Raw genomic sequence first — 23,320 nt, forward strand, 5'->3', positions numbered from 1 at the left:
AGGGTTAACCACTACATAATGTTACATGAAAGCACAAGACAACATTATTAAATCAAAAGCCGGGGCGCCGCCCCAATCCTGGCATGCACACGGCACAGAATACGCCGCACAGACTCTGAACTCGCCTGAAAACGGCTTGTCCGGGGGCCAGGCCACTGCCAGGCTGGCAAAGTATGGCCCCAACGAACTGGCCGCCGCCAAGCCTCGCCATCCTTTGATGCGTTTGCTGATGCAGTTTAATAATTTGTTACTTTATCTCATGATGGCGGCCGGCATTATCACGGCGCTTCTGGGGCATTGGGTGGATGCAGGTGTACTGTGGGGGGCAGTCGTCATCAATGCCCTGATCGGCTTTGTGCAAGAAGGCAAGGCGGAAAATGCACTATCGGCGCTACGCAGGATGCTGGCTCCGCACGCCACAGTGATACGCGAAGGCAAGCGCCAGGAAATCAACGCGGCAGACCTTGTCCCGGGTGACCGGGTGCTGATCGCCGCTGGTGACCGCGTTCCCGCTGATTTGCGCCTTGTTCAAGCCCGCGAACTACGGGTTGACGAAGCCTCGCTCACAGGTGAATCGCTGGCCGTCGAGAAATCCACGGAAGCCGTTGCAGCCGATGCCGTGCTTGGCGACCGCGACTGCATGAGTTATTCGGGCACTTTGGTCGTTGGCGGCCAAGGTGTAGGCATTGTTGTCGCCACCGGCCTGCACACAGAATTCGGGCGCATCACCCGGATGCTCAGCAGTATGGAACAGGTCAGCACCCCCCTGATCCGCAAGTTGAACAGTTTTTCCTTTCAACTGGCTCTGGTCATTCTGGGCTTGGCGGCCGTGACATTCTTATTCGGTGTGTTTTGGCGTGGCTACGCGCTGACCGATATGTTTTTGATGTCGGTAGCGCTCGTGGCGTCGGCAATTCCCGAAGGGCTGCCCGCCATCATGACCATCACCCTGGCCCTTGGTGTACAGCGCATGGCGCGCAAGAATGCTGTGATTCGCCGCTTGCCGGCAGTGGAAACTCTGGGCTCGGTCACGATTATCTGTTCCGACAAAACCGGCACACTGACTCGCAACGAGATGACGGTCCAGCTGATGGTTACCAGTGGTGGAAGCTACCAAGTCTCCGGCGTCGGCTATGCTCCGCAAGGTGAAATTACAGACCTTAACGGCAAGCCCCAGGCAAGTCAGCAGCCCGATCTTCTGGCTGCGCTTCAGGTTGGTGTGCTGTGCAATGACAGCACCCATCAGCACAGCGAGGACGGCTGGAATATTGTGGGTGATCCGACCGAAGGTGCGCTGTTGGTACTGGGGGCTAAGGCCGGCTTGCATCCGGATACACTGGCCCGCCAGTGGGTTCGCCTGGATTCCATCCCCTTTGAGTCGGCCAACCGCTACATGGCTACTCACAATAAAGACGAAGACGGAAACGATTGGCTGTTGGTGAAAGGCGCGCCTGAACAAATACTAAATATGTGCCGTTGGCAGCTGGATGGTGACACTCTGCAGGAAATCGACGTTGATTATTGGCGCCGCATGGCCAATGACATTGCCGGTCGTGGCCTGCGCCTGCTTGCTCTGGCGCGTAAGCCTGGCGCGCCTGCCTCAGGCCTGCTTGAAACGACGGACATGGAAGCCGGCTTCACCATGTTGGCGCTCGTGGGCATTATCGACCCGCCTCGCACAGAAGCCATTACCGCAGTAGAACAGTGCCATGCCGCGGGCATCAATGTGAAGATGATTACCGGCGACCATGCTGATACTGCACGGGCTATCGGCGCCCAGTTGGGTATCGGTGTCGGGAAGCCAGCGATCACCGGCGCCGAGATCTCCCTTTTGGATGATGCGGAATTACGACGTCTGGTGAAAGAAATCGACATCTTTGCCAGAGCCAGCCCTGAACATAAGCTGAGGCTGGTGCAGGCCATGCAGGATAATGGCAACATCGTGGCCATGACGGGCGACGGCGTCAATGATGCGCCTGCCTTGAAGCGCGCCGACGTTGGCGTGAGTATGGGCATGAAAGGCACGGATGCCGCTCGCGAGGCCTCGGACATGACACTGACCGATGACAACTTCGCCACCATTGCTACCGCCGTGCGCGAAGGCCGGGCTGTGTACGACAACCTGCGAAAATTCATTCTTTTCATGTTGCCCACCAATGGCGGCGAGGCGTTGGTTGTCATTGCCGCCTTGCTGCTGGGCTTGACCTTGCCGCTGACTCCGGCGCAAGTGCTGTGGATCAACATGGTGACGGCCGGCACTTTGGGCCTGGCGCTGGCATTTGACCCGCCCGACGACAACATCATGAGCCGCCCGCCCCGCCCGCCTCAAGAACCCTTGTTCAACGCGTTTTTTATATGGCGCCTGACACTGGTTTCCGTGTTGATGATGTTGGGTGCCGTCACCCTCTTCCTCTACAAGCTAGATGCCGGCGCCAGCCTGGAGGTGGCTCGCACCATGGCAGTGAACACCGTCGTGCTGTGTGAGGTGGTGTATTTGATCAACAGCCGGCGTCTCAGGCGCTGTGTACTGGACCGCGAAGGCCTGTTCGGCAACCGCTATGCCTTACTTACCATTGGGGTCACGTTGTTGCTTCAGTTTATCTACATTTACTGGGCGCCGATGAACACGCTTTTCGGCTCTGCGCCACTCAGCGCAAACGAATGGCTGCTGACGCTGGCTGCCGCCCTGGTGCTGTTCTTCAGCGTGGAGGCTGAAAAAATTATTGTGCAGCGATTTCAGGCCTCTAGGGCCTGAAATCGGGGGCGTAGTGAAAAAGAGCGCTGTGTGCGCGCAAGCCGGTGCTCAGTCTTCGTGCTTGGGCGACATCGCACCTGCCGGCGCGCGCTGGCCACCCGTGCGCTGCAGCACTTCCAGGTAAGCGTCATCGATGTCGCCAGTCACGTAAACGCCATTGAAGCACGATGATTCAAACCGTGGAATGGCCGGGTTAAGATCACGAATGGACTGTTCCAGGTCGTCCAGATTCTGATAAACCAGCCCGTCTGCGCCGATTACTTGAGCGACTTCTTCAGTATCGCGACCGTGGGCGATCAAATCAGTCTGCACAGGCATATCGATGCCGTAAAGGTTGGGAAAGCGAACGGCAGGCGCAGCGGATGCGAAATACACCTTGTTGGCCCCTGCTGAGCGAGCCATTTCAACAATTTCCCGGCTGGTGGTGCCCCGCACGATAGAGTCATCCACCAGCAGCACGTTTTTGCCACGGAACTCCATATCAATGGCGCTCAATTTCTGACGCACGGACTTTTTGCGCACTGCCTGACCCGGCATAATAAAGGTGCGGCCCACATAGCGGTTCTTGATAAAACCTTCGCGATAGCTGAGATCGAGCTTGGATGCCAGCTGCATGGCTGCCGGGCGGGCCGAATCGGGGATGGGCATGACAACGTCGATATCCCCCAAACGCAGGGAGCGCGCCACTTTATTGCCCAGATACTCCCCCATTTGCAAACGTGCGTTATATACCGACACGCCATCTATGGTGCTGTCTGGCCGGGCGAAATAGACGTATTCGAATACGCAGGGCGTCAGTATGGGCTCATCGGCGCACTGACGGCTGCGCATCTGGCGGTCCAGGTCGATAATGACGGCCTCGCCGGGTTCAATATCGCGCAGCAGACTGAAACCGCAACCTGTCAGAGCCACGGACTCAGATGCAATCATCCATTCCTTGCCTTGTCCGGCTTCATGGGTGCCGATGCATAAGGGACGGATGCCATTCGGGTCACGAAAGGCCACCATGCCAAAATTGGCAATCTGGGCAATAACGGAATACGCACCCCGACAGCGCTTATGTACGGCTGCCACCGCCTGGTAAACCGCCTCGTCATCCAATGGGCGCCCGCCTGCCGCTTTGTCCAGCTCATGAGCAAAGACATTCAGCAGCACCTCGGAGTCGGAATTAGTATTGATATGCCGCTTATCAATGCTGAAAAGCTCTTCGCGCAGTTCCCGCCAGTTAGTGAGGTTGCCGTTGTGCACGAACATGATGCCAAACGGTGCATTCACATAAAACGGCTGCGCCTCATCAACATTCTGAGCGGAGCCTGCCGTCGGGTAGCGCACCTGCCCCAGGCCGGCGTTGCCCGGCAACGAGCGCATATTGCGCGTGCGAAACACATCGCGCACCAGGCCATGGGCCTTGTACATGCTGAAGAATTGGTCATGCGAGGTCGAAATGCCGGAGGCATCCTGGCCACGGTGCTGCAAAAGCAGCAAGCTGTCATAGATCAACTGATTGACGGGGGCGGTCGCTACGACCCCCACGATTCCACACATTTCGATGCCCCTGTTTTGACTTTGAATCGACTCTGATGATGAACCGCCCGACAGATGCGTACGGTTGCGAAGAATAAAAAAGACCGCCCGCTTACTCCATATCGGGAAGCCAGGACGATATCGCGGGTGGCAACATCGTTTTGGATTGTTGGACGGCCATGACTACGGCATTGGAGAGCTTGGCTTCACTCCACCACTTCTCCTGAGGGAGCTGGGTGTAACCTGCCAGACCAACCAAGACAAAAATTATGAGTGCACCACGCGCCAGACCAAAAACAGCTCCCAGGCCATGATCGGCAGGTGTCAGCCCGGTGCGCTCCACCAGCCCGGCCAGCGTCACATTCAGCAGGCCCACCAATAACAAAACAGCGATGAAGGTTCCGCCGTAAGCCGCCGCAGCGCGGAGAAAATCATTGGCAATGAGGTCGGACAAGGAGGCTGCGATGGAGCCCCCCCACCACACGGCGGCAGCCACAGCCACCACGAAGGCAACCAGCGAGAGTACTTCTTTGATCAAGCCACGTATCATGCCGAGCAGGGCCGAAAAGCCCAGTATGGCCAGCACGATATAGTCGAACCCTGTCACTTAGTAAAAATCAGACCGTTGTTATAACCAAGCTGGCGCAGGCGGGCCTGAGCAGCATCGGCGGCTTCGCGAGTAGGGAAAGGCCCGACACGTAAGCGATAGGCCGTTTTACCGTTGGCGATGGCCTCTTCCACGTATGCGTTGGTGACTCCTGCCTCGATGAGCTTATCGCGACGCCCCTGGGCATCCATTTGAGTCGTATAGGCGGCGACTTGCAGAACAAAATTTCCTGAAGCGGCCTGTGGAGCAGATGCAGACTGAGGCGGGATACGCCCTTCAAGCAGAGCCAGAGCGAGGGAGCCATCGTCTGTGCGGGCTCTTTGCTGTGTGGTCGGAGCGGGCTTTTCGGCAGGCGGTTTAGGCGATTCTGCTGGAGGCTCAGGCTTGGCGGCAGACGTTTCAGCAGGTTTGGATTCCTGTGGCGCAGCGGGCTGTTCGACCGGGGTTTCGGCTGCCTGAGGTGCGCCGGATGGCTGCACAGGCTGAGGCTGTTGCACCAGCCCGGCATCAGCTGGCGGCTGCCCGGGTTCCGGTGCCAACGCCACTTGTGGCTCTGAGGGGATGGGCGGAATGATTTCCGGCATGACCACCGGCACCGGCATCTCTTCTTCGGGCGGTGAGTCAAACAGCATTGGAACGAAGATGACGGCGGTCAGCACGAGCACCAAGGCCCCAATAAGACGGCGCCGTGCTCGGACACGCAACTCTGCCGCCTGAGCTTCGCTGCTGGTCCGTGCTGAACTGCCCTGGCCGCCCTTGGCGGAGGATTCTTTGCGCGAAAACAATCCCATGGACGCTAAGACCTCGCGTTTAACTGAATTTTGCGTATGTAAGACTGCTGGACGAACCCTGACTAGAAAGCATCTCGCCCGAGCTCGCTGAGCACCGGGCCAACCGTGGAAAACGACCCGAACACCACAATTCTATCATTGTCACTGACCCGCTTCCTGGCTTCTTGAAAGGCTGTAACAGGGTCTGACCAACAGCTGATTTCGACTTGGCGCTGCGACGACGCAGGGCGTGGCGCAGGTTTCACTCCTGGCCCGGAAGAGGCCGGCTGATCTGGCGTAATGGCGGGCACGACAATCGGCGATGCAGGGGCTTGAGAAGCTGACTGAGCGGCACTGCTTGCCGCTGCACCACGTTCGGCCAGCACTTTACGCACGATTTCAGCCAAAGCTTCCGCAGACAACCCGCGCCCGCCTTCTAGGCCGGCACAATACCAATGCGTGATACGGGAAGCCATGCGCTTCACCACACCCTCAACATCTTTATCGGCATACATACCCACAACGGCGTGAGTTTCGGGGCAGGACGGCATTGCATCCAGGCCCTGCCCTAATGCCCCGGCGGCATGGGGGTTGTGAGCGACGTCCAGCACGATAGAAGGCAAGCCCGGTAATATTTGCATGCGGCCCGGCAGCTCCACCCGCGACAAGCCAATACGAACTGCCTGCTGTGGCACGGCCAAGCTGCTGCGCAAGGCCTCGATGGCTGCCAGAGCCGCCGACGCGTTCAGCAATTGGTTGGCTCCCCGTAACGATGGGTAGGCCAGGCTGTTACGGCGTTGTTCGCGGCCGCCGTAAGACCATTGCAGGCGGTCGCCCGAATAGTTGAAGTCTCGCCCGAACAACCAGAGATCCGCGCCTATCGAAGCGGCGTAATCAATGAGTTTCTGTGGCGGCACGGGGTCGCTGCATATGGCCGGCCTGCCTTTGCGGAAAACATGAGCCTTTTCCCAGCCCACTTGTTCGCGGTCATTGCCAAGGTACTCCTGGTGATCGAGGTCGACACTGGTGATGATGGCGCAATCTGCATCCAGCATATTGACAGCATCCAGCCGCCCGCCCAACCCGACTTCAAGAATGGCGACATCCACCCCGCGCGCCTCAAATAGCAACATGGCGGCAAGCGTGGAAAACTCGAAATAGCTCAGCGTAATATCGCCTCGCGCGTCTTCAATGCGAACAAACTGTTCTACGATGTCAGCATCTTGCGCATTCTCGCCGTTCAGGCGAATTCTCTCGTTGTAGCTAACAAGGTGCGGAGAACTATAGGTTCCCACCTTGTAGCCAGCCGCCAGATAAATGGCTTCAAGCGTAGCGCAAGTCGAGCCTTTGCCGTTGGTGCCCCCCACTGTGATGCGCACACATGGCAGCTTCAGCTCCAACCGCTTTGCTACTTCTGTAATACGAGCCAGCCCCATGTCGATAGCCGTAGGGTGCAAGGTTTCCAAGTAGGATAGCCACTCAGAAAGCGGCGCTGAAGAACGGGGGGATGGGGTGGGCATTTTGATGACAACCAATGAGTACGGCGGAAGGTTCTATTGTAAGGGATACAGAACTACGCCTTGCTAGTACTTCCGTACCGTCGCCCCGTCTATGCCGAGGACTTGGCCAACTGGTTTATGGCCGCCGACCTGCTTCGACAAATAATCCCGAACCACTTTGGGTTGAGGTTACTCGCACTGCCAGCTCATTGAAAACACCCCAAAAGTGAGGACGGTGTCCAAACTTTTGGGGTGCAGTTCAACACTCTTGCGGCGCTTTTTGTGCAGATTGATAAAGCCCGCAACTTACAACAGGCCCTACTTCTTGCGCTGGGCGGGTAAGTCTGTGCAACTCCCTAGAGCAACGGCCGCGGCCATGCCGACGGATTCGCCCAAGGTGGGATGCGGGTGGATGCTGCTACCGATATCCACGGCGTCGGCGCCCATTTCGACCGCCAGTACGACTTCACTGATGAGATCTCCGGCTCCGGTACCCACGATGCCGCCGCCCAGAATACGACCCGTGTCGGCATCAAACAGCAGCTTGGTAAAGCCTTCGTCGCGGCCGTTGGCAATGGCCCGACCTGATGCAGCCCAGGGGAAGACGCCTTTATCGAACTTAATGCCCTGCTTGCGGGCCTCTTCTTCGGTCAGGCCTACCCAGGCGATTTCCGGGTCGGTGTACGCCACGGATGGAATGACGCGGGCGTCGAAAAAGCTCTTCTGCCCTGCAATGACTTCCGCAGCAACATGCGCTTCGTGAACAGCCTTATGCGCCAGCATGGGCTGGCCCACGATGTCGCCAATCGCGTAAATATGCGGGACATTGGTACGCATCTGGCGGTCAACAGCGATAAAGCCGCGTTCGTCCACCTGCACGCCGGCAGCATCGGCTCCGATACGCTTGCCGTTGGGTGCGCGCCCCACAGCCTGCAAGACCAGATCGTAGCGCTGGGGTTCTTTGGGGGCATTCTTGCCTTCGAATGTCACCCAAATACCATCGTCCCGGGCTTCCGCAGAAACGGTACGGGTTTCGAGCATGACATGGTCGAAACGCTTGGCGTTGAATTTTTCCCACACCTTAACCAGGTCGCGGTCGGCACCCGGCATCAGGCCCGGCAACATCTCTACGACATCCAGGCGAGCCCCCAGCGAGGAATACACCGTGCCCATTTCCAGGCCGATGATGCCCCCACCGATAATAAGCATGCGTTCCGGTATGGATTTGAGTTCAAGCGCGCCAGTGGAGTCAATAATGCGTTCGTCTTGCGGCAAGAACGGCAGTTTTACGGATTCACTACCTGCAGCGATGATGGCCGAAGAGAATTTCACTACTCTGGAACCGGAGTCACCTTCCACACGCAGGTGGTGGGGGTCGAGGAAAGCCCCGTTACCCTGCACAACTTCTACCTTGCGCGCTTTGGCCATGCCGGCCAGGCCGCCCGTCAGCTTGCCAATAACGCCATCTTTGTAAGCACGCAGTTTGTCCAGATCAATGCTGGGTTCGCCGAAAGAAATGCCGTTTTCAGCCAACTTGCGGGCTTCGTCCAGCACAGCCACGTTATGCAGCAATGCTTTGGATGGAATGCAACCGACGTTCAGGCAAACCCCACCCAAGGTTGAATAGCGTTCAACCAGCACTACTTTAAGGCCGAGGTCGGCAGCACGGAAGGCGGCTGAGTAGCCGCCGGGCCCTGCTCCCAGCACTAGCACGTCACATTGCAAATCAGCTTGGCCGGAATAGGAAGCGGCTTGTGTCACCGATGCAGAGGAAACCGCTGCACTGGGTGCCGGAGATGCAGGGGCTGCAGGCGTTGACTGCGGCGCCGCTTTCGCGTCGTTTTGAGCGGGGTTCGCGCCCTGAGTCGCAGGCTCGATCTCAACCAGGGGCGTGCCCTGGTTGATCTTGTCGCCCACTTTGACCAGCACCTTCACGACTTTGCCGGGCTGATCGGCCGGCAGCTCCATGGAGGCCTTATCCGATTCCACCGTGACAATGCCTTGCTCTAATTCGAGCTCATCGCCTTCGGAAACCAGCACTTCGATGACTTCAACATCGGCAAAGTCGCCAATGTCGGGGACGGTGATTTGAACAGTCATGCCCGGCTCCTATAGCGTAATGCGACGGAAATCCGCCAACAGCGAGGCCAGGTAGACGTTGAACCGCGCGGCGGCCGCACCGTCGATGACTCGATGGTCGTAGGACAGCGACAGCGGCAGCATCAGGCGTGGCTTGAACTTTTTACCGTTCCAGACAGGCTGCATAGTGGAGCGCGACACACCCAAGATGGCGACTTCAGGTGCGTTGATAATGGGGGTGAAATCCGTACCGCCAATACCACCGAGCGAAGAGATGGAGAAACATCCGCCCTGCATTTGTGCAGGAGCCAGTTTGCCTTCGCGCGCTAGCTTGGCAAGCTCAGAGGTTTCTTCAGCGATTTCCAGAATACCCTTGCGATCGGCATCGCGGATCACAGGCACTACCAGACCGTTGGGGGTATCTGCGGCAAAGCCAATGTGGAAGTATTTTTTCAGAACTAAGCTGTCGCCATCTAGCGAAGCGTTGAATTCCGGGAACTTCTTCAATGCGGCGACCACCGCCTTGATCAGGAAGGCCAGCATGGTCAGCTTGACGCCCGACTTGGCTTTTTCCTGCTCTTTGTTCAGTTCCTGGCGGAACGCTTCCAAGCCTGTGATATCGGCCACATCGTTATTGGTGACATGGGGGATCATTACCCAATTGCGATGCAGGTTGGCCCCGGAGATCTTCTTGATGCGTGACAGCGGCTGGACTTCGACTTCACCAAACTTGGTGAAATCGACTTTCGGCCACGGCAATACGTTGAAACCGCCCTCGCCCATCGACACGCTGGTTGTGACGGTCGCATCGCTGCCTTGCGCCAGCGCCTGCTTGACGTAGTTGCGGACATCGTCGGGGGTAATGCGGCTTTTGGCGCCCGAACCTTTGACCTTGGTGAGGTCCACGCCCAATTCGCGCGCAAACTTGCGCACTGATGGGGAAGCGTGTGGCAGAGTGCGCATAGGAACATCCGCACTGGCAAAGGCTTCTGTCGGCGAATGGCGCTCGGGGGGCGCAGAGGCCAACTGCCCGGTTCCTCCACTGACCACCGGAGCGGAGGACGTGGCTACGGGCCGCTCCACACCGCCCGTCGGCGCTTCGGGCGCAACATCGGGCTCGCGCTCAGCAGCTGTAGGAGCCGGAGCGCTGTCTGCGGCGGCTTCACCTTTGGGGCTGGCAACGCCTTCAAGAATGACGATTTCGCTGCCTTGGTTGACTTTGTCACCCAACTTGACGCGAACCTCCTTGACGACGCCCCCATGGGAAGACGGCACTTCCATTGACGCCTTGTCGGACTCCACCGTAATCAGGCTTTGCTCGGGTTCGACCTGATCGCCGACCGACACCATGATTTCGATCACTTCGACATCGGTGGCGTCGCCGATATCCGGCACCACAACGGTGGCTCGTTCGGCTTGACCGCCTGCCGGGGCAGGCTTAGACGGTGCGGCATCAGCGGCTTGCTGCGCAGGCGCTTCGGCATCTGGCGCCCTGGCCGTTGGGGCTGCGACAGCCGGCGGCTGCGCAGAAGCACTTGCGTCGTCAGCCAGTTCCAAAATCACAGAGCCTTCGCTGACTTTGTCACCCACTTTGACCTTCAGCAGTTTCACCACACCAGCTGCGGTGGAGGGAATTTCCATGGAGGCTTTGTCAGACTCCACAGTGATCAGGCTTTGCTCTTGTGCAACGGTATCGCCTTCCGCCACCAGCACCTCAATGACATCGACTTCCGCTACGTCGCCGATATCGGGTACTTTGATTTCAATGATGTTGCTCATCGTACTGTCTCCCCTCAGGCGTAGTGCGGATTCGCTTTGTCCGGATTGATGCCGTATTTTTTGATGGCCTCGCTCACCTTGGACAACGGGATGGAGCCTTCGTCGGCCAAGCTGCGCAAGGCAGCCAGCACCACAAAGTGGCGATCGACTTCAAAGTGTTCACGCAGCTTGTAGCGGAAATCGGAACGGCCATAGCCGTCGGTTCCCAATACGCGGTATTCACGCCCTTTGGGAATGAATTGGCGAATTTGATCGGCATAGGATTTGACGTAGTCGGTAGAGGCCACAATGGGGCCGGTCGAACGCTCAAGCTGCTGAGTCACGTAAGGCACACGTTGATTCGGCTCTTCAGGGTGCAACAGGTTGTGTCGTTCGCAATCCAGGCCTTCGCGCCGAAGCTCGGTAAAGCTGGTCACGCTCCAGACATCGGCTGCAACGCCCCAGTCTTGCTCCAGCAGCTTTTGAGCCTCAATCACTTCACGCAAAATCGTGCCCGAGCCCAGCAATTGCACGCGCTGTTTGGATTCCCCGCCTTCCCGCAAGCGATACATGCCGCGAATAATGCCTTCCTCGTCGCCTTCCTTGATGCCGGGGTGCGCATAGTTCTCGTTCATGACCGTGATGTAGTAGAAAACGTTGTCCTGGTTTTCCACCATGCGCTTGAGGCCATCGTGAATAATGACAGCCAGCTCATAAGCAAAAGTCGGGTCGTAGGAAACGCAGTTCGGAATCAGGCCAGACATCACGTGGCTGTGGCCGTCTTGGTGTTGCAGCCCTTCCCCGTTCAACGTGGTACGGCCAGCGGTGCCACCCAGCAGGAAGCCACGCGCCTGCATGTCGCCAGCGGCCCAGGCCAAGTCGCCCACGCGCTGGAAACCGAACATCGAGTAGTAGATGAAGAAGGGAATCATGATGCGGTTGTTCGTCGAGTATGACGTCGACGCCGCAATCCAGGAGCTGAACGCCCCGGCCTCATTAATACCTTCTTGCAGCAGCTGACCGTTTTCGGTTTCGCGGTAGTACATGACCTGGTCTTTATCGACCGGCGTGTACTTCTGCCCTTCCGGAGAATAGATACCAATTTGGCGGAACAGGCCTTCCATACCAAACGTGCGGGATTCGTCCGCCAAGATGGGCACAACGCGCGGGCCCAGCTGCTTGTCGCGCAGGACTTGGTTCAGAATGCGCACAAACGCCTGTGTGGTGGAGATTTCGCGCCCTTCTGCCGTGGGCTCCAACACCGGCTTGAAAATTTCCAGGCCGGGAACCGGCAGGTGTTCATCCGCCTTGGGGCGTCGTTTGGGCAGATACCCGCCCAGCGCTTTACGGCGCTCGTGCAGGTACTTCATTTCCGGAGAGTCTTCCGCCGGCTTGAAATACGGCAGCTCTTCCAGCTTGTCGTCGGGAATCGGGATATTGAAGCGGTCGCGGAATTCGCGCACGGCATCCATATCGAGTTTTTTCTGCTGGTGGGTGGGGTTTTTGGCCTGACCCACATGCCCCATGCCATAACCCTTAATGGTTTTAGCCAGGATGACGGTCGGCTGTCCTTCATGATTCGCCGCTGCATTGAAGGCGGCATATACCTTGTAGGGGTCGTGCCCCCCACGGTTCAGACGCCAGACGTCTTCATCGCTCATGCGGCTGACCATTTCCAGCAGCTTGGGGTGCTTGCCGAAAAAGTGTTCACGCACATAAGCACCGTCGTGGGCCTTGTAGGCCTGGTATTCGCCGTCGACGGACTCTTCCATAATGCGGCGCAGAATGCCTTCCTTATCGCGCTGCAAGAGAGGATCCCAATACCCGCCCCAGATCAGTTTAATAACGTTCCAACCTGAACCACGGAAGTCGCCTTCAAGTTCTTGAATGATTTTGCCGTTACCGCGCACCGGGCCATCCAGCCTCTGCAGGTTGCAGTTGATGACAAAAATCAGGTTGTCGAGTTTTTCGCGCGAAGCCAGGCTGATGGCGCCCAGGGATTCGGGCTCATCCATTTCGCCGTCGCCACAAAACACCCAGACCTTACGTTTACTGGTGTCGGCAATGCCACGCGCATGCAGGTACTTAAGAAAACGGGCCTGATAAATGGCCATCAGCGGCCCAAGCCCCATGGAAACCGTGGGGAACTGCCAGAACTCCGGCATCAACTTAGGGTGCGGGTAAGAAGACAGGCCTTTACCGTCGACTTCCTGGCGGAAATGATCGAGCTGTTCTTCAGTAATGCGGCCCTCAAGGTAGGCGCGACCATAGATGCCGGGCGACGAGTGACCTTGGAAGTACACCAAATCACCGCCGTGGTCTTCGGTTTCAGCGTGCCAGAAATGGTTTTGGCCGCAGCCGATCATCGTTGCCAGCGAAGCAAAAGAAGCAATATGACCGCCGAGATCGCCGCCGTCGGCCGGGTGCTTGCCATTGGCTTTCACCACCATGGCCATGGCGTTCCAGCGCACGTAGGAGCGCAGACGCTCTTCCAGAACCAGGTTGCCGGGGTGTGGAGGCTCAAGGCCGGGAGGAATCGTGTTCACATAGGCGGTATTCGCTGAGAACGGAATATATGCGCCGGAGCGCCGGGCAAGGTCGATCAGCCGTTCAAGCAGGTGATGCGCGCGTTCCGGACCTTCACGGTCGAGCACCGCTTCGAGCGCTTCCAGCCATTCTTGTTCTTCAAGGAGTGCATCATCGACCTCCGTGGCCGAAGACTGTGCGTGTGCAAGAGAGGACATGCGGGGGTCTCCTGTTGATTCAATTGTTCGATGCCCAATGGATGCGGAAGGAACCGACCTGGTCTCCAGGCAGAGACAACATAAGGCGCCTGCCTGCCAGGCAAGAGTGATGCCAAGCCGCGACTCTCGTCCATTCTATGTAGAAGGTGCGCCATCGGCAAGCTATATTTCATTTTATGGGAATCTATTTCGTAATATGAAATAGGTTGGCCATTTTCGGCCATTCTGGAGCCGGTAAAGTCCTCTAAACACCGCCCGCCTCTGCCACAGACTACAATTGATACTGCGTGCGTTTTCCGGCTTGGTTCCATGGCTAGTCACTCAAAAAAAACCCTGATTCCTACTACGTTCTACGACCAGGCTCATCATCCGCGCCGGGGCCTGTACTGGCTGACGCCGGTCATTGTTCTGATCCTGTATTTGTGCGTCATGGGTGCATTTATATGGCTGCAGCGCCTGCACCATGACAGCGTCATGTTTGTGACGATTGATCAGGAAACCCGCCAACAGCGCTTGATGATGATTATTGTCGCGCTGTCATTTGTGATTGTTCTCAACCTGCTGGCCTTGTGGCGTTATACCCGCTTCCGCACTCAGGCAGAAGCTGCTCTTATTGCCGAGACCGGGTTTCGTCGCGCCATGGAAAACTCCATGTCCACCGGCATGCGGGTCTTTGACATGCAAGGGCGCATTGCCTACGTCAACCCGGCTTTTTGCCGCATGATAGGCTGGAACGAAGCCGACCTGATTGGTCGTACCGCCCCCTTCCCCTATTGGATACCGGGGCGTCATGCCCAACACCGCGAAACGCTGGACTTGCTGCTTTCTGGCCGAACCCCTAGTTCAGGCCTGGAAGTCGAGGCCCAGCGGCGTGACGGCTCGCGCTTTACCGCCCGTCTGTATGTGTCGCCTCTACGTGACCCCAACGGCGAACAGATCGGCTGGATGACTTCCATGACCGATATCACCGAACCCAAACGGATCCGCGAAGCGTTGACTGCCGCGCACGAGCGTTTCATGACCGTTCTGGAAGGCCTGGATGACGCGATTTCCGTGGTGGCAGACACCACAGAAGGCTTGGAGCTGCTGTTTGCCAACCGCACCTACCGGCGGTTTTTTGGTGCCCAGTCCAGCGGGCACGCAGAATTGCTTGGCGGGCGACTTGGCCGTTTCACTGATGAAACGGTAGAAATCTATTCGGATTCGGCGCAGCGTTGGTTTGAGGTTCACCATCGCATTCTGGCCTGGACGGACGGCCGCCGCGTACGACTGCAAGTGGCGCGCGACATTACCGAACGCCGCATGCATGAAGAGGCTTCCCAGCGTCAGCAGGAAAAAGTCCAGCTCACCAGCCGCCTGACTACCATGGGAGAAATGGCTTCATCGCTGGCCCATGAACTTAACCAGCCGCTTACGGCTATCGCCAACTACAACATGGCGGCTGTTGCCATGCTGAAGGCAGACAGTACCAATACCGACAGGCTGTTGGAGGCGCTGGAAAAATCGGCAGCCCAAGCGGAACGTGCCGGTAAAATCATTAGCCGCATCCGCGAATTCGTGAAGCGCAGCGAACCACGGCGGCAATATGTCAATGTGCAAGGCATATTAGATAACGCCGTCGCTTTCGCGGAAATCGACGCTCGCAAGCGGCAAATCGAAATCCAGCAGCAGCTTCCAGACCCCATGCCAGACGTCCTGGCCGACCCGATTTTGATCGAGCAGGTATTATTAAACCTTTTGAAAAACGGCGTGGAGTCGATGGAAAGAAGCGACTACCACATTCTGCATGTCAATGTCACGCAGCGGGCATCCATGCTGGAAATCGCCGTTATTGACCGTGGGCACGGGCTGGATAATCCCGAACGCCTGTTCGAACCGTTCTACAGTACCAAATCGGAGGGCCTGGGCATGGGTCTGAACATCTGCCGTACCATCATAGAGTCTCATCATGGCCGACTCTGGGCTGAAGAGAACCCGGAGGGCGGCACGATATTTCGCTTTACCCTGCCTTGCGCACCGCAAGGCACCTCAGGAACACAAGAAGAACTTCAGGAGCAAAGTGCATGACACCCCCCCAAGCAACTGGCACGATTTTTATTGTCGACGATGACGAGGCAGTACGCGACTCTCTACGCTGGCTGCTGGAGGCGAATGGCTATCGCGTTAAAAGCTTCAGTGGCGCAGAAGAATTCTTGCATGCTTACGACCCCGATCAAGTTGGCGTACTCATTGTGGATGTGCGGATGCCCGGAATGAGCGGCCTGGAACTTCAGGAAGTTCTCATTGCCCGCGAGGCGCCCCTGCCCATCGTCTTTATTACGGGTCATGGTGATGTGCCGATGGCAGTTTCCACCATGAAGAAGGGAGCCGTCGATTTTCTTGAAAAGCCTTTCAATGAAGCCGAACTGCGCCAAATCGTAGCGCGCATGCTGGAAGACGCCAACGAACGAGTCACCCAAGCGCGCGCTAAGCGAGACCAGCAGGCGGTGCTTAGTCGACTGACCGCCCGCGAACAGCAAGTGCTGGAACGCATCGTGGCCGGCCGCCTTAACAAGCAAATTGCCGGCGATTTGAATATCAGCATTAAAACGGTCGAGGCGCACCGCGCCAACATTATGGAAAAACTTGAAGTCACTACTGTGGCCGATCTCATGAAGATCGCCCTTACCCACCCCGAAGGAGCAGCATGACAGCTCGCATTATTGATGGCAAGGCACTGTCGGACACGGTGCGCGCCGAAGTCGCCGAACGCGTCAAAGCGCTGAGCGCGCAAAATATTCAACCCGGCCTGGCCGTCGTTCTCGTGGGCGAAGACCCCGCCTCGCAAGTCTATGTACGTAACAAAGCCGCAGCGTGCGAGAAAGCGGGGCTGCTGTCGCGTGTTATCCGCATGGGCCAAGACAGCACCGAAGCGGAACTGCTGGACATGATTCAGCAACTCAACGAAGACCCTGCCATTCATGGCATTCTGGTGCAGCTTCCCCTGCCCGGACATATGAATGCCGCCAAGGTGATCGAGGCGATTTCTGCCGAAAAAGACGTCGACGGTTTTCACGTGAATAACGCCGGCCTCCTCATGACAGGCAAGCCGCTGTTCCGCCCTTGCACGCCTTACGGTGTGATGCGCATGCTGGAATCCGAGAATGTGGAAATTCGCGGCGCTGAAGCCGTCGTTGTGGGCGCCAGCAATATTGTTGGAAAGCCCATGGCCTTGTTGCTGTTAGCAGCAGGTGCCACTGTCACCCTGTGCAACTCCAAAACGCGCGACTTGGCTGCTCAAACACGGCGGGCCGATATTCTGGTGGTCGCTACCGGCAAACCGGGTATGGTGACCGGAGACATGGTCAAGCCAGGCGCGGTGGTGATCGACGTAGGCATTAATCGGCTGGAAGACGGCCGTTTGGTGGGTGACGTCGAATTTGAAGAGGCGCGCAAGGTTGCAGCCGCTATTACTCCCGTCCCGGGTGGCGTTGGCCCCATGACGATTGCCATGCTGCTGGTCAACACCCTGGAAGCCGCGGAGCGCAGCGCCGCCCGTCAACACCAGGCCTCTCTCTAACCCAGATTTAAGATTCCCAAGAAAAGTATGTCCGATAACCCCTTGCTGGCTCCCATTTCTTCGCTTATCGACTACGCGGCGATCCGCCCCGAGCATATCGAAGCCGCTATTCCCGCTCTCATTGACGAGGCGCGTGCAGCGGTCGAGCTCGTGGCAGTCTCTTCCGAACCGCCATCTTGGCAAACCATAGTCGATCCACTCGAAGATGCGTCCGAGCGGTTATGGCGCGCCTGGTCTGTGGCTGGACATCTTAACGGGGTTCTGAATACACCGGAGATTCGCAGCGCCTATAACGCGTGCCTGCCTGCCATTACGGCCTATTCCACATGGGTGGGCCTGCACCAGGGGCTCTACGGCCAGTACCGGCGTCTGCGCGACTCAGCTGACTTTGCTAAGCTGCCCCCTGCTCGACAGCGCATTGTTGAGCTTGCTTTGCGAGACTTTCGCCTGAGTGGGGTTGAGCTCGAAGGCGAAGCCCGCACACGCTATACGGAAATTTCCGACCTCGCCGCGCAGGTATCGCAGAAGTTCTCGGAAAACACGCTAGACGCTGTAGATCAGTGGGAATTACTGATTACCGACGAGACGAAACTGGAAGGCATCCCCGCCGATGTCGTGGCGGCCGCGCGTACAGCGGCGGCAGACAGCGGCCGAGAAGGCTGGAAGCTGACCCTGAAAATGCCCTGCTATCTGCCGGTTATGCAGCATGCGCGTGACCGCTCCGTGCGCCAACAACTGTACCGGGGCTATGCCACCATCGCGTCCGAGCAGGGCGACACGCGCTACGATAACTCCGGCAATATCGAACAATTGCTGGCTTTGCGGGCTGAAGAGGCGGCATTGTTGGGCTTTGACAGCTTTGCCGACATGCGACTGGAAACCCGCATGGCCGACTCGCCGGCACAAGTGCTGGAATTCCTGCGCAAGCTGGCTGCCCGCGCCAAACCTCATGGCCAACGCGATCTTGCAGAACTTCAGGCCTTCGCACAGGAGCACTTGGGTATTGCAGACATGCAGCCTTGGGACGTCGCGTTTGTCTCAGAACGCCTGCGTGAAGCACGCTACGCCTATTCCGAAGAAGACGTACGTCAGTATTTCACCGAAGAACGGGTTCTGAATGGCTTGTTTGAAGTGGTTGGCCGCTTGTTTGGTGTCAGCCTTCACAATATAGATGCCTCCGTCTGGCATGAAGACGTCCGTGTGTGTGATGTGCGCAATGAACAAGGCGAATCCCTGGGTACGCTCTACCTTGACCTCTACGCCCGCCAAGGCAAGCAAAGCGGCGCATGGGTGGATAGCGAACGCGCTCGACGCCGCAGCGCAAGCAGGCTGCAGACACCCGTGGTCTACCTGACCTGCAACTTCTCTGCGCCTCAAGGCGAGCGCCCCAGCCTGCTGACCCACGACGATGTCATCACGCTATTCCACGAAAGCGGCCATGCCTTGCACGCCCTGCTTTCCCAAGTTGATGACCCGGCCGCTTCACCGTTTGCCAGCGTTGAATGGGATGCCATTGAGCTGCCATCTCAGTTTATGGAGAACTTTTGCTGGGAATGGACGGTCATACAGTCATTGAGCGCCCATGTAGATACTGGAGAACCCCTGCCACGCTCACTGTATGACAAGATGCTGGCCGCGAAAAATTACCAAAGCGGCATGCAGATGCTGCGGCAGGTTGAATTCGCGCTGTTCGATATGCTGATTCACCACCGTAACAGCGGCTTGTCAATTACTGAAGTCCTGGCCACACTTGACGAAGTGCGCCAAGAAGTTGCCGTACTGTTGCCGCCCTCCTGGCACCGCTTTCCGCACAACTTCTCACACTTGTTTGCCGGGGGCTACGGGGCCGGGTACTACAGTTATAAATGGGCAGAAGTGCTTTCAGCCGACGCGTATGCCGCTTTTGAAGAGGCTGTCGAAGTTGCCGGCGATGGCACCCGCGATACTCTGGACGCGGCCACAGGGCGCCGTTTTCTGGAAGAGATTCTGGCCGTGGGCGGCACGCGCCCGGCAGCAGAATCCTTTAAAGCGTTTCGTGGCCGTGAGCCCTCGCTGGAGGCGCTGCTACGCCATAGCGGTATGGACGAAGAAATCGCCCTGCATTGATATGTCCCGAGGCTGCGCGGTCTGGCGACATTTTCTGGAGTTGCAATGAATCTCAACACTAAGACTCTCCTATGCCCGTCCGCACTGGCGGGCTGGCTGCGCCGGTTCGCCTTGCCCGGCCTGACAGCAGGGCTGGTCATTGCGGCTGCAGCCGTGCCCAACGCTCCCACTTATGCGCAGGCAATCGACCCAAACACACTCCCCGGCTCCGCTCAGGGTGAAACAGCCCGCCATGCGGCAGGCGCGGATTCCACGATTCACCCTATACGCGGTTTTCTGCCGGATCTGAACTTTGAGCTCGTCGCTGCGGGCGATAGAACCGTTACAGAGAAAGACTTCGACGGCAAAATCGTCTTGATGTTTTTCGGCTATGCCAGTTGCCCCGATATCTGCCCCACCACCATGGCGCAGTTATCGCAAGTCATGGTGAATCTCGGTGTGGAAGCCGAGCAAGTACGCATTGTGTTTGTCAGTGTTGACCCGCATCGCGATACCCCGGAGATTCTGCAAGCCTATGTGGATGCCTTCAGCACGCATGCCATCGGCCTGACTGGCACGGAGCGGCAGATATCCCGGCTGGCGCGGCGCTACCGCGTGGCCTACCAGATCGAGAAACCGCGCAGTGACGATATTAACGATTACGAAGTCGCCCACAGCCGCGGCATTTATATTTTTGACCAGCGCGGTAAAGCCCGTATGCTGGCATCAGACGGCGAATCGGTAGAAAAGCTCACCGCCGCCGTACGCGACCTGCTTTCCTGAAAAAACGGCCTGTCTCAGGCCTATCAGAAAAACTTCGAGCAGGTGGACATTCCGGGGCGGCCAGGCGTCGCCCCCCGACAGCTTGAACAACAGAGGTGTCATGACTCAATCAACTGAATACCAGCCCCCGAAAGTCTGGAGCGCGCCGCAAGAAAGTAACGGCCGGTTTTCCAACATTAATCGTCCTGAAGCCGGGGCGCGCTTCGAGGCTGATCTGCCGCGCGGCAAGCACGTCTTGCAGCTTTATTCATTAGCGACACCGAACGGCCAGAAAGTCACCATTATGTTGGAAGAACTGTTGGCTGCAGGGGTAATGGAAGCCGAATACGACGCCCACCTGATCCGCATCATGGATCAAGAGCAGTTTTCCAGCGGCTTTGTCGCTATCAACCCTAACTCCAAGATTCCCGCTCTCATCGATTACAGCGCCGCCACTCCGCAGCGCGTGTTTGAATCCGGCGCTATCTTGCTGTATTTGGCTGACAAATTCGGGCACTTTCTACCCAGCGACTTTGCTGGACGTACCGAAGCCCTCAATTGGCTGTTCTGGCTACAAGGTTCAGCGCCTTTCGTCGGCGGCGGTTTTGGCCATTTCTATGCCTACGCGCCCTTCAAGCAGGAATACCCCATCAACCGTTACACCATGGAAACTAAACGGCTGCTGGATGTTCTGGACCAGCGGCTGGCGCAAGCCCCTTATCTCGCTGGCGATGAATACAGCATTGCCGATATGGCGTCCTGGCCCTGGTTCGGCGGGTTGATGAATAACACCGTCTACGGCGCTGCTGAATTCCTCAATGCGGAAAGCTATACCCATGTGCGGCGCTGGGTGGATGAAATCTCCGCCCGCCCGGCCGTGCAGCGTGGCATTATTGTCAACAGCGTAACCGGCGAACCCGAGCATCAACTGCACTCCAGGCATCAGGCGGCAGACATCGACGCCGTTTTGGAAGCGCGTCGCAAAGCGGCTGAATAAACACCACTTCCAAGCAGGCGCTGTACACCTTTCAGCGCCTGTGTTTTTGGCTACTTTCAGGTTCTAGCATGAGCTATATTCTGCAGGTTGATTTCCCCTACTCCGGCCCCTGGGGCGACGAAATGGTCACGGCTATGGAAGGGCTGGCCCAATCTAAACCCCGCTTAGTTGGCCAACGCTTTGGCCAGGTTCTGTAGAGCGGTGCGTACACCCTCTTCCACCACTGGGTGGTAGAAAGGCATGGCAAGCATCTGATCAACCGTCAGCTTCTGCTGGGCGGCCCAAGCCAGCAGGTGGCTGATATGCTCCATGGCCGGGCCGGCCATTTCTGCGCCCAAGAATAAGCCACTGCCACGTTCGGCATATACCCGCAGCTTGCCGCGATTTTTCAGCATGATGCGCGAACGGCCCTGGTTGGAAAAATCAACTTCACCGATGGCGACGTCTTCCGGCAATTCGTTAAAGCGCAAACCCACAGCGGCCAGTTGGGGGTCGGAAAACACAATGGAGAGTGGCGCCCGACGGCTGCCTGGTGTGACGTTGGCAGGGTAGCCCGCCGCATTGGCGCCGGCGATGCGGCCATCATCGGCGGCCTCGTGCAGCAGAGGCAACACGCCATTGACATCGCCTGCGATGAAAATTGGTGTGTCGCCGATTTGCAAGGTTGCCGCATCAAAAAGAGGACGGCCCCTGTCATCTAAAGCAATGCTGGTGTTCTCAAGGCCCATATCGTCGAGATTGGGCACCCGCCCTGCGGCGAGTAGCACGTAATCAAAGCGTTCGGTCACTTCCGGAGTTCCGGGCACCTGATAGCGGATTTCCGCCTCATTTCCCACCCTGCGCACACCCAATATGGCGGCTTCTAAGCAGAGATCCAGTTCCTGTTGGAAGGCAGCGACAGCACTTTCAAAAACCTCGGGGTCGCGTAACCCACCCAGGTGCTTACTGCGTTGCAAAATGCGGGTACGCACCCCCAGACGGCTGAGCGCCTGGCCTAACTCCAAGCCGATCACCCCTGCACCGACCACTGCGACGCTTTCCGGGAGCTCTTCCCAGTTGAATACATCGTCGTTGACGATGGCGCGATCAGCCAGGGGCTGATATTGGGGTGGAATGTTTGGCCGCGTACCCGTGGCTATGATCACACTGCGCGCTTGCACTTGTGTATGGTCATCCACCTGCAAAACCGTATCCGATAGAAAACGGGCGCGCCCGCGCAGTTTTTCTTCTTCGGGGATGCGTTCTACATCGCGCAGTACGAAGTCCACGAAACGGTCTCGCTCGCGCCGCACACGCTCCATGACTTCACGGCCATCCACCCTCACGCCGTCAATATGGACCCCAAACGGGGCTGCATGAGCTGCTGTATAAGCCGCATCGGCGGCGGCAATCAGTAGTTTGGACGGCATGCAACCCACGCGTGCGCAGGTTGTGCCGTAAGGGCCGTCCTCTATCATGACTGTGCTGGCGCCCGCCCTGCTCGCAACACGCCGGGCCGCCAGGCCTGCCGTGCCTGAACCAATGATGGCTACATCGACCTTGAGCGTCTTCATGGTCGATACTCCTTCACAAACTGCTGGTAATCAGGACGGGTGATGGGAAAGACATCGTCAATCGGCGTGCCGATAGCCAGAAAACCCATGAAACGGTAGTCGAGCGGGTCGAAACCGAGCATTTCATTGACTTCATCAATATACGTGCCCAAGCCGGTGCTCCAGAAGGCTCCGAACCCCAACATGTGGGCGGCGTTCAGCATATTCATTGCTGCGGCGCCCACGGCCAGCAGACGCTCATGCTCGGGAATTTTCGTGACACTATGATCAAGATGGCTGGCCATGGCGATCAGCAGCGGGACATCCTTCAACCAACGACGGGCATTCTCTTCTTTCTGGGCTGGAATCGGCTTGTCAGACGCTTGAGCGGTGGCAAACAGCTTATCGACAAACTCCTGCATCACTTCCTGGCGTATCAAGGAGAAACGCCAGGGGCGCAACTTGCCGTGATCAGGCGCCGACATGGCAGCCCGCAATATGAGGTCCAACTGCTGTTCATTGGGGCCAGGCGCCTTAACAAACTTAACGGATTGACGATTGAGCAAGAACTGCAAAGCGTTTTCAGACATATTCTTTCCAGGTGAACTTGAGGTCGTGTAACAAGGCGTACGTCGCCTGCGCCTGAGCC

17 protein-coding genes are annotated in these 23,320 nt (G+C 57.7%); 8 read left to right on the plus strand and 9 right to left on the minus strand.

Annotation, left to right across the window (positions count from 1 at the left end; translation table 11 throughout):
• Positions 1-25 precede the first annotated feature (25 nt).
• On the plus strand, positions 26-2,755 hold the full coding sequence (locus VRY85_RS10890; RefSeq protein WP_414598620.1) for a cation-transporting P-type ATPase: 2,730 nt from the start codon (positions 26-28) through the stop codon (positions 2,753-2,755).
• Between the two features lie 48 nt (positions 2,756-2,803).
• On the opposite strand, the gene purF is transcribed toward VRY85_RS10890, so the two are convergent.
• The 7 genes from purF to aceE form a co-directional block, all read right to left on the minus strand.
• Positions 2,804-4,300 (minus strand): amidophosphoribosyltransferase, encoded by a 1,497-nt coding sequence (gene purF / locus VRY85_RS10895; RefSeq protein WP_414598621.1) that lies wholly within the window; start codon positions 4,298-4,300, stop codon positions 2,804-2,806.
• 91 nt (positions 4,301-4,391) lie between these two features.
• Entirely contained in the window at positions 4,392-4,886 is a 495-nt protein-coding gene (locus tag VRY85_RS10900) for a CvpA family protein (protein WP_414598622.1), read from the minus strand.
• Entirely contained in the window at positions 4,883-5,677 is a 795-nt protein-coding gene (locus tag VRY85_RS10905; protein ID WP_414598623.1) for an SPOR domain-containing protein, read from the minus strand. Before VRY85_RS10905 ends, VRY85_RS10900 begins: the two co-directional genes overlap by 4 nt.
• 62 nt (positions 5,678-5,739) lie before the next feature.
• Entirely contained in the window at positions 5,740-7,176 is a 1,437-nt protein-coding gene (gene folC, locus VRY85_RS10910) for a bifunctional tetrahydrofolate synthase/dihydrofolate synthase (protein ID WP_414598624.1), read from the minus strand.
• A gap of 297 nt (positions 7,177-7,473) precedes the next feature.
• Positions 7,474-9,255, minus strand: coding sequence for a dihydrolipoyl dehydrogenase (lpdA, locus tag VRY85_RS10915; protein WP_414598625.1), 1,782 nt, complete (start codon positions 9,253-9,255; stop codon positions 7,474-7,476).
• A 9-nt stretch (positions 9,256-9,264) separates the two neighbouring features.
• Positions 9,265-11,013 (minus strand): dihydrolipoyllysine-residue acetyltransferase, encoded by a 1,749-nt coding sequence (gene aceF / locus VRY85_RS10920; protein WP_414598626.1) that lies wholly within the window; start codon positions 11,011-11,013, stop codon positions 9,265-9,267.
• A gap of 14 nt (positions 11,014-11,027) precedes the next feature.
• Complete coding sequence (gene aceE / locus VRY85_RS10925; RefSeq protein WP_414598627.1) at positions 11,028-13,736, minus strand: pyruvate dehydrogenase (acetyl-transferring), homodimeric type; 2,709 nt, start codon at positions 13,734-13,736, stop codon at positions 11,028-11,030.
• A 309-nt stretch (positions 13,737-14,045) separates the two neighbouring features.
• Between aceE and VRY85_RS10930 the strand changes: the two genes are divergently transcribed.
• From VRY85_RS10930 to VRY85_RS10960, 7 genes are all read left to right on the plus strand, one after another.
• A complete protein-coding gene (locus VRY85_RS10930) occupies positions 14,046-15,803 on the plus strand; it encodes a PAS domain S-box protein (protein ID WP_414598628.1) in 1,758 nt (585 codons plus the stop codon).
• Positions 15,800-16,426 carry a response regulator transcription factor gene (locus tag VRY85_RS10935; protein ID WP_414598629.1) on the plus strand — a complete coding sequence of 209 codons (627 nt, stop codon included), beginning with the start codon at positions 15,800-15,802 and terminating at the stop codon, positions 16,424-16,426. Before VRY85_RS10930 ends, VRY85_RS10935 begins: the two co-directional genes overlap by 4 nt.
• Positions 16,423-17,295 carry a bifunctional methylenetetrahydrofolate dehydrogenase/methenyltetrahydrofolate cyclohydrolase FolD gene (gene folD / locus VRY85_RS10940; RefSeq protein WP_414598630.1) on the plus strand — a complete coding sequence of 291 codons (873 nt, stop codon included), beginning with the start codon at positions 16,423-16,425 and terminating at the stop codon, positions 17,293-17,295. Before VRY85_RS10935 ends, folD begins: the two co-directional genes overlap by 4 nt.
• 27 nt (positions 17,296-17,322) lie before the next feature.
• Positions 17,323-19,401, plus strand: a complete 2,079-nt coding sequence (locus VRY85_RS10945; RefSeq protein ID WP_414598631.1) for a M3 family metallopeptidase — start codon at positions 17,323-17,325, stop codon at positions 19,399-19,401.
• Between the two features lie 45 nt (positions 19,402-19,446).
• Positions 19,447-20,163 (plus strand): SCO family protein, encoded by a 717-nt coding sequence (locus tag VRY85_RS10950; RefSeq protein WP_414598632.1) that lies wholly within the window; start codon positions 19,447-19,449, stop codon positions 20,161-20,163.
• 100 nt (positions 20,164-20,263) lie between these two features.
• Entirely contained in the window at positions 20,264-21,139 is an 876-nt protein-coding gene (yghU, locus tag VRY85_RS10955) for a glutathione-dependent disulfide-bond oxidoreductase (RefSeq protein WP_414598633.1), read from the plus strand.
• A 68-nt stretch (positions 21,140-21,207) separates the two neighbouring features.
• The gene (locus tag VRY85_RS10960) at positions 21,208-21,336 is read left to right on the plus strand and encodes a hypothetical protein (RefSeq protein WP_414598634.1); all 129 of its coding nucleotides are present in this window, start codon (positions 21,208-21,210) and stop codon (positions 21,334-21,336) included.
• On the opposite strand, the gene VRY85_RS10965 is transcribed toward VRY85_RS10960, so the two are convergent.
• Together VRY85_RS10965 and VRY85_RS10970 are read right to left on the minus strand one after the other, a co-directional pair.
• Positions 21,304-22,692: a dihydrolipoyl dehydrogenase gene (locus VRY85_RS10965; RefSeq protein WP_414598635.1), complete on the minus strand. Its 1,389-nt coding sequence runs from the start codon at positions 22,690-22,692 to the stop codon at positions 21,304-21,306. The two genes, VRY85_RS10960 and VRY85_RS10965, sit on opposite strands and share 33 nt — an antisense overlap.
• On the minus strand, positions 22,689-23,261 hold the full coding sequence (locus tag VRY85_RS10970; RefSeq protein ID WP_414598636.1) for a nitroreductase: 573 nt from the start codon (positions 23,259-23,261) through the stop codon (positions 22,689-22,691). The genes VRY85_RS10965 and VRY85_RS10970 overlap by 4 nt, the downstream gene beginning before the upstream one ends.
• Between the last annotated feature and the right edge of the window lie 59 nt (positions 23,262-23,320).

It is taken from the genome of Achromobacter sp. F4_2707, assembly GCF_047501535.1.
GTDB lineage: Bacteria > Pseudomonadota > Gammaproteobacteria > Burkholderiales > Burkholderiaceae_B > Yanghanlia.

Bases quoted from the DNA above. Each gene is read 5' to 3' on its own strand.
- folD (WP_414598630.1), top strand. From the start codon at position 16,423: ATGACAGCTCGCATTATTGATGGCAAGGCACTGTCGGACACGGTGCGC.
- VRY85_RS10935 (WP_414598629.1), top strand. From the start codon at position 15,800: ATGACACCCCCCCAAGCAACTGGCACGATTTTTATTGTCGACGATGAC.
- VRY85_RS10970 (WP_414598636.1), bottom strand. From the start codon at position 23,261: ATGTCTGAAAACGCTTTGCAGTTCTTGCTCAATCGTCAATCCGTTAAG.
- VRY85_RS10905 (WP_414598623.1), bottom strand. From the start codon at position 5,677: ATGGGATTGTTTTCGCGCAAAGAATCCTCCGCCAAGGGCGGCCAGGGC.
- yghU (WP_414598633.1), top strand. From the start codon at position 20,264: ATGACTCAATCAACTGAATACCAGCCCCCGAAAGTCTGGAGCGCGCCG.
- VRY85_RS10965 (WP_414598635.1), bottom strand. From the start codon at position 22,692: ATGAAGACGCTCAAGGTCGATGTAGCCATCATTGGTTCAGGCACGGCA.
- VRY85_RS10945 (WP_414598631.1), top strand. From the start codon at position 17,323: ATGTCCGATAACCCCTTGCTGGCTCCCATTTCTTCGCTTATCGACTAC.
- VRY85_RS10950 (WP_414598632.1), top strand. From the start codon at position 19,447: ATGAATCTCAACACTAAGACTCTCCTATGCCCGTCCGCACTGGCGGGC.
- VRY85_RS10930 (WP_414598628.1), top strand. From the start codon at position 14,046: ATGGCTAGTCACTCAAAAAAAACCCTGATTCCTACTACGTTCTACGAC.
- VRY85_RS10890 (WP_414598620.1), top strand. From the start codon at position 26: ATGAAAGCACAAGACAACATTATTAAATCAAAAGCCGGGGCGCCGCCC.
- folC (WP_414598624.1), bottom strand. From the start codon at position 7,176: ATGCCCACCCCATCCCCCCGTTCTTCAGCGCCGCTTTCTGAGTGGCTA.
- lpdA (WP_414598625.1), bottom strand. From the start codon at position 9,255: ATGACTGTTCAAATCACCGTCCCCGACATTGGCGACTTTGCCGATGTT.
- aceF (WP_414598626.1), bottom strand. From the start codon at position 11,013: ATGAGCAACATCATTGAAATCAAAGTACCCGATATCGGCGACGTAGCG.
- VRY85_RS10960 (WP_414598634.1), top strand. From the start codon at position 21,208: ATGAGCTATATTCTGCAGGTTGATTTCCCCTACTCCGGCCCCTGGGGC.
- purF (WP_414598621.1), bottom strand. From the start codon at position 4,300: ATGTGTGGAATCGTGGGGGTCGTAGCGACCGCCCCCGTCAATCAGTTG.
- aceE (WP_414598627.1), bottom strand. From the start codon at position 13,736: ATGTCCTCTCTTGCACACGCACAGTCTTCGGCCACGGAGGTCGATGAT.